The 11,592-nt window shown below is 71.4% G+C and carries 12 protein-coding genes; 7 read left to right on the forward strand and 5 right to left on the reverse strand.

Translation table 11 applies throughout. From position 1 onward, the window contains the following. The first annotated feature begins 98 nt into the window (after positions 1–98). The 4 genes from secG to H299_RS0119075 all read left to right on the forward strand — a co-directional run bounded on the left by secG (position 99) and on the right by H299_RS0119075 (position 3,085). A complete protein-coding gene (gene secG, locus H299_RS0119060; RefSeq protein ID WP_037759700.1) occupies positions 99–326 on the forward strand; it encodes a preprotein translocase subunit SecG in 228 nt (75 codons plus the stop codon). A 241-nt stretch (positions 327–567) separates the two neighbouring features. Continuing rightward, positions 568–903, forward strand: a complete 336-nt coding sequence (locus H299_RS0119065) for an RNA polymerase-binding protein RbpA (protein WP_078512866.1) — start codon at positions 568–570, stop codon at positions 901–903. A gap of 114 nt (positions 904–1,017) precedes the next feature. Then, complete coding sequence (pgi, locus tag H299_RS0119070) at positions 1,018–2,691, forward strand: glucose-6-phosphate isomerase (protein WP_037759663.1); 1,674 nt, start codon at positions 1,018–1,020, stop codon at positions 2,689–2,691. A gap of 112 nt (positions 2,692–2,803) precedes the next feature. Beyond that, on the forward strand, positions 2,804–3,085 hold the full coding sequence (locus H299_RS0119075) for a hypothetical protein (protein ID WP_158692359.1): 282 nt from the start codon (positions 2,804–2,806) through the stop codon (positions 3,083–3,085). A gap of 104 nt (positions 3,086–3,189) precedes the next feature. On the opposite strand, the gene H299_RS39670 is transcribed toward H299_RS0119075, so the two are convergent. Both H299_RS39670 and H299_RS40520 read right to left on the reverse strand, forming a co-directional pair. Next, positions 3,190–3,327 (reverse strand): hypothetical protein, encoded by a 138-nt coding sequence (locus H299_RS39670; RefSeq protein ID WP_158692360.1) that lies wholly within the window; start codon positions 3,325–3,327, stop codon positions 3,190–3,192. Further along, complete coding sequence (locus tag H299_RS40520) at positions 3,309–3,881, reverse strand: SUKH-4 family immunity protein (RefSeq protein ID WP_078512867.1); 573 nt, start codon at positions 3,879–3,881, stop codon at positions 3,309–3,311. Before H299_RS40520 ends, H299_RS39670 begins: the two co-directional genes overlap by 19 nt. Before the next feature lie 63 nt (positions 3,882–3,944). Between H299_RS40520 and H299_RS35020 the strand changes: the two genes are divergently transcribed. After that, on the forward strand, positions 3,945–4,415 hold the full coding sequence (locus H299_RS35020; protein ID WP_037759702.1) for a hypothetical protein: 471 nt from the start codon (positions 3,945–3,947) through the stop codon (positions 4,413–4,415). 252 nt (positions 4,416–4,667) lie between these two features. Here H299_RS35020 and H299_RS35025 read toward each other — a convergent pair whose 3' ends face one another. Further along, complete coding sequence (locus tag H299_RS35025) at positions 4,668–6,113, reverse strand: Glu/Leu/Phe/Val family dehydrogenase (RefSeq protein ID WP_486587342.1); 1,446 nt, start codon at positions 6,111–6,113, stop codon at positions 4,668–4,670. A gap of 945 nt (positions 6,114–7,058) precedes the next feature. Here H299_RS35025 and H299_RS0119100 point away from each other — a divergent pair. Next, entirely contained in the window at positions 7,059–8,978 is a 1,920-nt protein-coding gene (locus tag H299_RS0119100; RefSeq protein WP_078512869.1) for a M64 family metallopeptidase, read from the forward strand. Positions 8,979–9,068: 90 nt separating this feature from the next. On the opposite strand, the gene H299_RS0119105 is transcribed toward H299_RS0119100, so the two are convergent. Next, positions 9,069–9,593 carry a hypothetical protein gene (locus H299_RS0119105; protein WP_027749708.1) on the reverse strand — a complete coding sequence of 175 codons (525 nt, stop codon included), beginning with the start codon at positions 9,591–9,593 and terminating at the stop codon, positions 9,069–9,071. 312 nt (positions 9,594–9,905) lie between these two features. Here H299_RS0119105 and H299_RS0119110 point away from each other — a divergent pair, with 312 nt between their 5' ends. Beyond that, positions 9,906–10,643: a hypothetical protein gene (locus H299_RS0119110; protein WP_027749709.1), complete on the forward strand. Its 738-nt coding sequence runs from the start codon at positions 9,906–9,908 to the stop codon at positions 10,641–10,643. A 155-nt stretch (positions 10,644–10,798) separates the two neighbouring features. Here H299_RS0119110 and pgl read toward each other — a convergent pair whose 3' ends face one another. Next, positions 10,799–11,551, reverse strand: a complete 753-nt coding sequence (pgl, locus tag H299_RS0119115; RefSeq protein WP_051262642.1) for a 6-phosphogluconolactonase — start codon at positions 11,549–11,551, stop codon at positions 10,799–10,801. Between the last annotated feature and the right edge of the window lie 41 nt (positions 11,552–11,592).

Genomic DNA, 11,592 nt, shown 5'->3' on the forward strand with positions numbered 1-11,592 from the left:
GGGCAGTACGTCCCGTATGAGCAGTCCGTATCCGCACGTGTTCGTTCCGCGAGGGTTCGTTCCCGTCACCGTCCGAGAGAGTTGGTCCAGCCGTGGTCATGGGGTTCTCTATCGCCCTCATCGTCTTCAGTGGTCTGCTGATGCTGCTGGTGCTGATGCACAAGGGGAAGGGCGGCGGCCTCTCCGACATGTTCGGCGGCGGCATGCAGTCGTCCGTCGGCGGCTCCTCGGTGGCCGAGCGCAACCTGGACCGCCTCACCGTCCTGGTCGGGCTGGTCTGGTTCGCCGTCATCGTGGTGCTCGGCCTGCTGATGAAGTTCGACTGACACCGGCTCGTACGCACTGCTGACGACCTCGCCCGCGACAGGCCGGCGGGTTCATGGCGTCCTGTGACTCCTTGACCCGCTGCCTATCGCGGGCGAGGTCGTTATCATGAGGGCTCGCGTTCGTGACCGACGCGGTAACTCCGGTCACTGGACGTGCGTTGGGTCCTACGTAGACTAGGGCGCCCGCGGCGGAGCTGCTGCACGACTGCTCCGCGGCACCGTGAGGCAGGGAGTTACGACCGTGGCAAGTGGCAACGCGATCCGGGGAAGCCGGGTCGGAGCGGGGCCGATGGGTGAGGCCGAACGCGGCGAGTCCGCGCCGCGTCTGCGCATCTCCTTCTGGTGCTCCAACGGGCACGAGACCCAGCCGAGCTTCGCCGGCGACGCGCAGGTCCCCGAGACCTGGGACTGCCCGCGCTGCGGATTCCCGGCGGGGACGGACCAGGAGAACCCACCGGCACCACCGCGTACGGAGCCGTACAAGACGCATCTGGCCTACGTGCGCGAGCGGCGCAGCGACGCGGACGGCGAGGCGATCCTCGCCGAGGCGCTCGCCAAGCTCCGCGGCGAGATCTGACGCTGCCCCAGCCACTCTCCGGTCCCCGCGTCCCGGCGGTCCCAGCCCGCAATCGCGTCTCCCATCCTCTAGGTTGGAGTACGGCGGGGCACGTACGAGATGAATGGGCTGACTGTGCAGACAGGGCAGACAGGGCAGGCGAACACCGAAGGCCGCACCAGGCTCGACCAGTTGCCCCAGTGGCACGCGCTGGCCAAGCACCGCGCGGAGCTGGAGGGGGTGGGGCTGCGCGAGCTGTTCGACCGCGATCCCGACCGCGCGGTGCGCTACACCGTACGGGTGGGCGATCTGCGGCTGGACTACTCCAAGCATCTGGTCACCGACGAGACCCTCCGGCTGCTGCGTGAGCTGGCCGAGGCGACCGGTGTCGCCGGGCTGCGCGACGCGATGTTCCGCGGCGAGAAGATCAACCTCACCGAGGGGCGCGCCGTCCTGCACACCGCGCTGCGCGCCCCGCGCGACGCGGTGATCGAGGTCGACGGCGTGAACGTCGTGCCCGAGGTGCACGCGGTCCTGGAGCGGATGAGCGCCTTCGCGGACAAGGTCCGTTCCGGGGAGTGGACCGGCCACACCGGACGCCCCATCCGCACCGTCGTCAACATCGGCATCGGTGGCTCCGACCTCGGTCCGGCGATGGCGTACGAGGCGCTGCGCCCGTACACCCGGCGCGACCTCGACTTCCGCTTCGTCTCCAACGTGGACGGCGCCGACCTGCACGAGGCACTGCGCGACCTCGACCCGGCACAGACACTGTTCATCGTCGCCTCCAAGACCTTCACCACGATCGAGACGATCACCAACGCGGCGGCGGCGAAGCGCTGGCTGCTGGACGGCCTGGGCGCCGACCCCTCGGCGGTCGCCCGGCACTTCGCGGCCCTGTCGACCAACGCCGAGGCCGTCGCCGGCTTCGGCATCGACACGGCCAACATGTTCGAGTTCTGGGACTGGGTCGGCGGGCGCTACTCGTTCGACTCCGCGATCGGCCTCTCGCTGATGACCGCCATCGGCCCGGACGCCTTCCGTGAACTGCTCGACGGCTTCCACCTCGTCGACGAGCACTTCCGCACGGCCCCCGCCGCCGCGAACGCGCCGCTGCTGATGGGCCTGCTGGGCGTCTGGTACGGCGGGTTCCACGACGCGCAGTCGCACGCCGTACTGCCGTACTCGCACTACCTCTCCCGCTTCACCGCCTACCTCCAGCAGCTCGACATGGAGTCCAACGGCAAGTCCGTCGACCGGGAGGGACGGCCCGTCAGCTGGCAGACCGGGCCCGTCGTCTGGGGCACACCGGGCACCAACGGGCAGCACGCGTACTACCAGCTGCTGCACCAGGGCACGAAGATGATCCCCGCCGACCTGCTCGGCTTCGCCCGGCCGGTCGCCGAACTGGGCCCGCTGGCCGGCCAGCACGACCTGCTGATGGCCAACCTGTTCGCCCAGGGGCAGGCGCTCGCCTTCGGCCGGACGGCGGAGGAGGTACGGGCGGAGGGCGTGTCCGAGGAGCAGGTACCGCACCGCACCTTCGCGGGCAACCGTCCGACGTCGACGCTGCTCGCCACCGAGCTGTCCCCTTCCGTGCTGGGGCAGTTGATCGCGCTGTACGAGCACAAGGTCTTCGTCCAGGGCGCCGTCTGGGACATCGACAGCTTCGACCAGTGGGGCGTGGAGCTGGGCAAGGCCCTCGCCAAGCGCCTGGAGCCGGCGCTGACGGACGGGAAGGAGATCCCCGGCCTGGACTCCTCCACGGCCGCCCTCGTCGCCGACTACCGCACCCTGCGAGGTCGTTGACGCCCCGCCTCGGCCCTCGCCCGGCTCCGCGGGGGTGAACGCGGGCGGCACCACTCCTGCGTGGACGCTTCCCTGAAGCCCGACTCCAAGTTCACCGACGGATCGGATGGTCGTGGCTCTGGCATTCCTGGGGGGCTATGCCGCCCTCGTCGTGGTGACCGCCCTGTGGGCCGCGCTGCCGTGGTTGCTCTTCCCCGGCAGGCGGTGGGCGGGGCTCACCGCCACGGTGCTGTACCTGCTGTGCACGGGGTGCGGTGTGCTCGTCGGCGAACTCGGCGCAGGCGACGACTTGTTTCCCGTCCCGAGCGGGGTGCTCATCCCTGGCCTTGTCTCAGGTGCGGTACGCGTCCTGGTGGAAACCTCGGGAGGGCATCACCAGGCGGGTTCACGCTGAGTCGACCTCGGCGTGACGAAGGCCGTACGTACGCCTGCGGGTGTCCGGGGCTCCTCAGCGGCATCGCCTGGTTGCTGAGGTTGATCGCGCCCGTGGAGGAACCTTTAGCGGTATTCCGGGCCGGTCACCACTTCGCCGAGTTCTCGCCAGATGCTGTCCGCAGGAGAAACCGCCGGTTCGTCGACTTCCAGCAGTTTCCGTACGAGGTCGCCCCGTGCCGCCGTCACTTCGCTCTGCGGCACAGGTCGCTTTCCTCGCCGAGTTGATGAGCGATGAGCATGCACGAACTCAGACGTTCGGGAGAGGAGTTCATGAGCTGGATTTCCTTCTCCGCGTGAGGCGAGACGTAGAATATCTCCCCGCTTATCGGCGACAGGCACACACTTCCCGCGTCAAGGTAGCCCAGGCGCAGAAACCTGTTGGCCTCGGCCGAGCAGCGGTAGCCGTATCTTTCACACCATTCACCGTACGCAGGGATGCCGCTGGAGATGTCTCGGTCCAAGTACACGGCGCTGCGCACCATGGAGGGAAGCCCGATCTCCAGAAGCTCCCGCCGAGGTGTTCCGGCAACGGGATGCCCGTCAAAGCCTCCTCGGAGATGCGGAAGGCGAAGCGCTCCTCGAAGACTTCGGCCAAGTCCGTGTACGTCACCATCATTTCTCCGTCTCCACAGGGAACCCCACTGTAATCCCCTGCCGGGGAGCACTCGGTGCGGCGGCACGTCCATGGCAGGAGCAGCCTTTCGATGATGCCCCGGTCCCGCTACGGTGGCCTCGGGCCGACCTCGGGTCCGCATGCGTGGCGCGGCGGGGGCCACGGCGGCGTCCGGGGCCAAGTGCGGTGCGGGAGCGAGGGGCAGATGGCGGCGTCCGACCCCTTCCAGGGGCACAACTTCCTCGCCCTGGCGCTGATCGTCCTGGCCGGGCTGATCGTCGCGCCCAGCCTCGCCGTCTACGGCTTCTCGACCATGGCCCGGCGAGGGATCAGGCGTTCGGAAGTGGCCGTGTTACTCCGCGGTTTCGCCGCCCTGGCAGCCGCCGCGGCGGTCGCCCTGTACGTCTGGAGTGCGGGGCGCTTCGCCCTGCTGGACGACATGGCTGCCGTCCAGGCGTGCCGGGACGCGGTGGGGGAGGCGCGCGCGGAGGACGTCGACCGCTACGAGCCCGGGTACCTCCCGCTGCGTCTGGGCTGCCACGTGGCGGACGGCGGGACGTATGCGGCAGATGCCTTCCCGGGCTACGTCAACCTCGCCGTGCTCGGGCTCGCGTCGACCGCCGCCGTGCTCGCGGCTGCCGCCGTCGTCCTGCCGGAATTGTCGAGCCCTGACTGACAGGGCGAAGAGGGGCGCGAGTTGAACACCCCGCTCACCTGCCGGGCGCCGTGCCGGGAACTTCCGTGAATTCTCCTTTTCCGCGCGCGGCGGTGTGCGCTACCGCTCCTTGCCGGAATGGGTGAACACCTCGGCAGGCACGGCGAAAAGCGGGCGGCGGCGCCTCGGCATGGCCGTGCGCCGCCGCCAGGTCGGCTGCCGCCGCGTTCCCTGCCGAGGAAAGGCGCAGGAATGCGGCGTGCCGGGTGGGATTCAGCGGTTGTCGTGGGCCGAATCCGCCGGGCCGGGGAAGTACGCGGTGCAGGCGTCGACGGACTGCCGGGCGGATTCCGACGGCGCGCCGAGATCCGGTGCGGGCGCCGGAACACCCTGACCCTCCACGGGCAGGGCCGCAGGCAGGTCCGCGGACAGGGCCGCCCCCGGGAGGTCCACCGCCTCCACGGGGACGCCGGTGTCCTGCGGAGCCTCGTACGAGCTGGGGAACAGGTCCTGGAACGCCACGACCCCGCCGTACTCACGGATCATGCGCTGCGCGTTCTCCCGCGCGAACACCACGGCGGACTCCCGCACCGACATCCCGGTCGCGTCCGCCTGGTCCATCAGCCCGCGGACGAGCGGGCGGATCTGTGCGGACAGCCTGCTGCACGCCCCGGCCGGGGAGACGACCTCGCCGAGGATGACCCACCAGGCTCCGGCGGCGGCACCGGTGTTGGCGACGAAGTCCGGGATGACCGTGACCCCGCGCTTCAGCAGGAGGCGCTCGGCCTCGGGGGTGGTGGGTACGTTCGCCGCCTCCGCGATGAGCCGGCCGCGGACGCGGTCGCAGTTCTCGGCGGTGATCGTGTACGAGACGGCGGCCGGGACCAGGACGTCGACGTCCTGGCTCAGCCACTCCTCGCCCGGGCGCTCGGTGTCGTCCTCGCGCAGCGCCGAGCGGTCGATCACGCCCGAGGGGCTGCGGGCGGCGAGCAGGGCTTCCACGTCGAGTCCGCGCTCGGTGTTGAGGACGAGGCCGCGGGAGTCGGTGATGCCGACGATCCGCACCCCCGCGCGGGCGAGGTAGAGCGCGGTGGACCCGCCCATGGCCCCGAACCCCTGGACGACCGCGCGGGCCGTGGCGGCGGGCTCGCCCTGCTGCTCCAGGGCCGCCAGCACCGACTCGGCCACCCCGTAGCCGCCGACCAGCTCCGAGAGCCTCAGCCCTTCGGTGCGGGTGGAGAACGCCTGCTGGATACGGGCGCGGACCTCCGCCTCGTCCGGCGCGCGGACGACCGCGGCGTGGAACGAGGTCTCGCCCAGCCCCACCCGGGCGAACACCTGATCGAGCTGCTCCTGCTGGGTGCCGAGGTCGCCCGCGGTCACCCAGTAGCGCTCGAGCAGTGGCCGTACGGACTGCACGAACCGCTCCCGGACCTCCTCGGCCCGCGGGTCCGCCGGATCGAAATCGATGCCGCCCTTGGCGCCGCCGACGTGAATGCCGAATGCGCCCATTTTGAGTGTCATCTCGCGGGCGAGTTCGCTCACCTCCTCGAGGGTGCATCCCGGCCGCATCCGCATGCCCCCGGTGGCGATTCCGGTGACGAGCTGGTCGATGACGACGAAGCCACGGGCGGGGGACTGGTCGTCGGTCCACGTGATGCGCAGGAAAGGCTCATGCCCGGGGACCTGCAATGGTGTTTCGACGGCGGTCTGCGTCACTTGGCACTCACCCTTTCAAACACTGATTTCGGCACGCGCGGTCACGTGTGCGCAGGCAGGATTTTCTGCTGCCCTGGCGAACTCAGGGCAGCGCGGGGGGCTTTTCCGGGGAATACCCGGCTTTCCCGGTGAGGTGTCGGTTCGGTGGTGCGAGGCAGGACGAATTACGCCCGCCGAGGCCCACTGGAGTGAGCCGCGGAAACGGACGCAATGAGGTTGTTCAGGAATACGCTGACGCTGGTGATTGCGTGGTGCGTATTGCCCACTGTGAGGTCGGGGATCGGACGTTGTCAATACATGACCTTGGCCTGTGTACGCCGCCCGTGTCGGCCCCTCCGTCCGGCCTATCGAGCAGAAAATCGAACGGTTTGCGCCGGGGTTGCGGCGCCGGCCCGCCGGGCCCGACAAAAGCGCAGCTCAAAAGCGGTGCGACTCGGCGTCGGCGCAGCTGCCAGGGCTGCTCCGGCCACCCCCGCCGACCGGGGCGCCGGGGCACCTGTGAGGGAACCTCTCGGCTGAGGCTGCGGGAATTCACGAGCCCCGAGGACCCGGGTGTCCCACCGCTGCTGTGTCCAAGTGCTGTCCGGCCGAACGTCCAGGGCTTCGGGTGCACCCGTCCATGCAAGGCGGCCGAGGGGGAAGGACGCCCGGGCCGTACCCGTCGCGGGAGCCGCGCGCCAGGCGGCAGCCCCGGGCGCGGGTGACGGCGGCCGTCCGCGCGTCCGCGTCCGCCGTCGTCGCCCAATCGCGCCCAGGGGGCTCTTCGGGCCGCTCAGAAGGCTCGGGGAGCGCGCGGCGCGCGGCTCGGGCGGAGAGGCCCGTCGGCCCCCGCGGCCGGCGGCAGGCGGCACGCGCCTGACCGGGAGCGCAGTGCCGGAATTCGGACGCGATCATTCCGTTCCACCCCTTACGAAGGCGCCGAGCACCCCCGTACGCTCCGCGTTCATGAGACCCCCGAACAGATTCGCGATCGCCGCCACCGCGGCGGCGCTGCTGGCCGTGTGTGTCACCGTGGCCCCCGCCGCCACCGCGGAGCCCACGCGGGCGGACGCCGCGGAGGCGACCGTCGCCGAGGTGACCGAGGCCGCGACCGTCGTACCGGTCCAGACGAGCGGACCCGCCGACCGGCGCTTCAACCTCGTCGTCCTGGGCGACGGCTACACCGCCGGGCAACTCCCCGAGTTCCGGGCCGACCTGGAGAAGCACCTCAACGTGCTGTGGAGCCAGGAACCCTTCGCCTCCTACCGCTCCTACATCAACGTCTGGGCGGTCGAGACACCCTCCACCGATTCAGGCGTGGACTGCGACCCCTCCCTCACGTCACCGCGCCGCGACACCCCGCTCGACATGGGCTTCTGGGGCGGCTGCAACGCGGCCAGCGTGCAGCGGCTGCTCACCGTCGACTCCCGGAAGGCGGCGGCCCTCGCCGACATGGTGCCGGGGACCAAGAGCGCCAACCGGCAGATCGTGGCCCTCGGCAACAGCGACACCTACGGCGGCGCGGGCGGCGCGTACGCGACCGCGAGCGGGGGGAACGCCCTCTCCGCGCTGATCACCCCGCACGAGATCGGCCACTCGCTGGGCAAGCTCCAGGACGAGTACGACTACTACGGGCGGGGCGAGCCCGGCGGCACCTACACCGGTGACGAGCCCGCCTCCCGCCACCACACCCTGCTCACCGAGGACCAGATGCGGTCCGAGCGGAAGAAGTGGTGGCGCTGGCTGGACGAGGAGAGCCTGTCCGGCGGCACGATCGGGCGGCACGAGGGCGGGCTCTACCAGACCAAGGGAGTCTGGCGGCCCAGCGAGCACTCGATGATGAAGACCCTGGGCTACGACTTCGACCAGGTCGAGCGCGAGGTCATGACGCAGGCCATCGCGGACAAGGTCGACCTGGTGGACGCGCACACCCCGAACTCCGCGCCCGTCCGCGACGACCGCAGCCTGTGGGTGGACACCCTGCACCCCGTCGGCGGTGAACTCTCCACGGTCTGGACCGTCGACGGCGAACGGGTCGACTCCGGGCGGTCCGGGAAGTCGGCGCGCTCCCTCGACCTGCGCCGCCTCGGCCTCTCGGGCGAACACACCGTGACGGCCACCGTCACCGACCCGACCCCCTTCGTACGCGATCCGGCGATCCGGAAGTCCTCCCTCACCCGCGAGGTGACGTGGACCGTCCGCGCGGGCAAGGGCGCACCGGCGACCCGGCACGAGCGGGTCACACCGGAGTTCACCGGCCACACCGCGACCGACACCGCGGTCGGCGCGGACTCCGTCGTCTACGCCGACGCCTCACATCCCGTCAAGGGCACCCACCGCGTGCACTGGAAGCTGGACGGGCGCACCGTCCCCAACCCGGGCAACGACCGCGACCTGGACCTCGGCGCGCTGAAGCTCCGCCCGGGCACCCACACCCTGACCGCGCGCATCGCGGGCACGCGGCAGGCCCTGAAGTGGACCGTGGACGCCACGACGGCCAGGGCCGCGTACGCCCTCTCCGACCCGCTGAGCACCGAACGCCGACCGGGCCGCCCGGTGGAGTACGTGTACGACGGGCCGTTCACCATGAAGCTGACGGCGACCGACGACCAGGACGGCTACGTGGTCTCGCAGTTCCGGGTCAACGGCGACGGCTGGTACACCTACTACGGCTGGCCGACCGACGCCGACGCGCCGTTCCGCTTCACCCCGGGCGGCACCGTGATCGACGATCTCGTCTACGGCAAGCTCGGCTCGTTCCGCGGGGTCCCGTGGGACGACGCGACGCCCGACTACGGCACACACACGGTCGAGTACCGCACGATCGACGCGGCGGGCAACATCTCCGAACCACGCTCCTTCCGCGTCACGCTCCGCCAGAAGTAACCCCCGGCCGGACCCCCTTCGGGCCGCCCCCCCCACCGCCGCAGACGGCCAGGACGGGGTGGGGGCGGCCCTGCGGGGTTTACCCGGGCCTCAGCACTTCTTGGTGCTGGCCGCCTGGTTGGGCAGCGGGTCGCCCGCGCGGCGCAGGGTGCCGACACCCGCCGTGCACTCGCCGGAGGTCTTCGTGCCCTGCGACCAGTACTCCTGGCCGCTGGTGTTGGTCCAGGAGCGCTTGCCCAGCACCTCGTCCTGGGAGTAGCTGTAGACGGCGACCGTGATGTCGTAGTCCTTGTTGTTCTGGTGGAAGGAGTCCCAGACCCAGAGGTAGCCGTAGTTCTCCTTGCAGTTGGCCGAGTAGAACTGCTTCACGGAGGCGATGTGCACCCCTCCCCGGTCGATGTACCGGACCTCGCCGATCGGCTTCGCGTCGGAACAGACCGCCGCTGCCTCCGCCTTCTTGCTCAGCGGGTTCCCGGCCGCCGAGGGGGCCGCCGACTTCGGCGCCTCCCACTGCGACGGGCTGGGGGCGGGACCGCTCCCAGCCAGCGCGGTCCCTGCCGGAAGCAAGGCGAACGCGCAGGCCAGTGCCGCGAAGGTGCGCTTGGTGAATCGCATGCCAGTACCCTCTCCGTCGTCTTCCGCACGACGACGCGCCGTTGTGGCTCGCTCAGGTGAGCCGACGCGCCCCGTGCGCCCGGCCGGAGTCGGCCGAACGCTGGGGAAGACCCGCAACAGGCGGGAAAGGGTGCACAATTCAGGGCATCATCACCCATTCAGCCTACGAGGAAGCCGCCGGACCCGCTCTCCGCCCCAGCCCGAGGCGGTGTTCGTCGCGTACGCGCGGTCGCGGGAGGTCTGTGCGAAGGGGCACCATACGAGCCACCCCGGGCACTTCGTCCTCTGATCGAGCCGCTAGCCTCCGTTTGTATGATTGATCCTCAGGCCCACGACCATTCTGTCGGGGGTGAGCCCGCGAGACCGTCGTCCCACCGCGTCCTGTGGTTCGCCGCGGGCGCCACCGCGGCGATACTCGTCGCCGACCTCGCCACACGCGCCTACAACCGGTACGACGCGATACCGGCCGTCCGCGAGTTCGTCAACGTCGACCTCGAGGCCAACCTGCCCACCTGGTGGAACAGCACGCTGCTGCTGGCCGTGGCGGGCATGGCGCTGACCGCCGCGCTGCTCAGCGGCCGCGACGCGCGCCCCGGGCGGCTGTCCTGGCTGGGTCTCGCCGGCGCCATCACCCTGCTCAGCATCGACGAGACGGCCTCGTTGCACGAACGCCTCGGTGAGGTCGGCAAGTCGTGGAAGGAGTGGGCCGGTGTCTCGCTGCCCACGCACGCCTGGGTGCTGCCCGGAGCGCTCCTCGCGGTGGCGGGCACCGTGTGCGCCGTGCTGTGGGCGCGGAAGCTCCCGCGCGACCTGCGGCTCGGGCTGATGGGCGCACTCGCGGTGTATCTGGGCGGGGCGCTGGTGACCGAGGCGTTCAACGGCTGGGCCCACTCGAACGACCACAGCACCACGCTCATGCTGGGCACGATCGTGGAGGAGGGCCTGGAGATGAGCGCCTGCATCCTCGCCCTCGCCGTCCTCGGCCGGTACGTGCTGCTGGAGCGAGACCCGGCCTCCGGACGCACGCACGTCCGACTGCGGGACAGCTGACGGGCTGCCTCGTGAGCCCCGCCGCGGGCACGGGGCCGTCAGACGGAGCGGGCCCGACCCGCCCCCGTACGTGGCGACTCCGGCTCGCCGACGTCAGGCAGGCACTCCCCGCCCTGCGGACGCGGTGGACGCGGCGGCCGCCGGGCGCCGCGCGCTCAGGAGGAGGCGGGCGGGTAGAGGTCGCGGGGGAGTTGGGAGGCCGCCGCGGCGTCCAGGAGCCACAGGGTGCGGAAGCGGCCGTACGCGCCGGCGGCCGGGGCCTGGATCTCGCCCGCGCCGGACAGCGCGAGGGCCGCCGCCTCCGCCTTGTCCGCGCCCGCGGCCAGCAGCCACACCTCGCGGGCCGCGCGGATCGCGGGCAGCGTGAGGGAGATGCGGGTCGGCGGCGGCTTGGGCGCGCCGTGCACGCCGACGACCGTACGCTCCGTCTCCCGCACCCCCGGGTGCTCCGGGAAGAGCGACGCCACATGCGTGTCGGGGCCGACACCCAGCAGCAGCACGTCGAAGCCGGGCACCGGCCCGTGGTCCTCCGGGCCCGCGGCGGCGGCCAGTTCGGCCGCGTACGCCGCCGAGGCGGTGTCCACGTCGTCGCCGGAGGGGCCCGAGTGCGGGCCGCCCGCCGCCGGCATGGCGTGCACCCGGGCCGGGTCCAGCGGCACCGCGTCGAGCAGCGCCGCGCGGGCCTGGGTGACGTTCCGCTCCGGGTCGCCCTCGGGCAGGAAGCGCTCGTCGCCCCACCACAGGTCCAGCCGGGACCAGTCGACCGCCTCCCGGGCGGGGGAGGCGGCGAGCGCCGCGAGCAGGCCGTTGCCGTTGCGCCCGCCGGTCAGCACGACGGAGGCGGAGCCGCGTGCGGTCTGCGCCTCGACGATCCGGGCCGCCAGCCGCGCGGCGGCGGCCTCGGCCATCTCCTCCTTGTCGTGGTGCACCACGACCTGCGGGGCGCTGG

This window comes from Streptomyces sp. CNH287 (assembly GCF_000424825.1).

Bases quoted from the DNA above. Each gene is read 5' to 3' on its own strand.
- secG (WP_037759700.1), top strand. From the start codon at position 99: ATGGGGTTCTCTATCGCCCTCATCGTCTTCAGTGGTCTGCTGATGCTG.
- H299_RS40520 (WP_078512867.1), bottom strand. From the start codon at position 3,881: ATGCGGACCCGAGGTCGGCCCGAGGCCACCGTAGCGGGACCGGGGCAT.
- H299_RS35020 (WP_037759702.1), top strand. From the start codon at position 3,945: ATGGCGGCGTCCGACCCCTTCCAGGGGCACAACTTCCTCGCCCTGGCG.
- H299_RS0119100 (WP_078512869.1), top strand. From the start codon at position 7,059: ATGAGACCCCCGAACAGATTCGCGATCGCCGCCACCGCGGCGGCGCTG.
- H299_RS0119105 (WP_027749708.1), bottom strand. From the start codon at position 9,593: ATGCGATTCACCAAGCGCACCTTCGCGGCACTGGCCTGCGCGTTCGCC.
- H299_RS0119110 (WP_027749709.1), top strand. From the start codon at position 9,906: ATGATTGATCCTCAGGCCCACGACCATTCTGTCGGGGGTGAGCCCGCG.
- pgl (WP_051262642.1), bottom strand. From the start codon at position 11,551: ATGGCCGAGGCCGCCGCCGCGCGGCTGGCGGCCCGGATCGTCGAGGCG.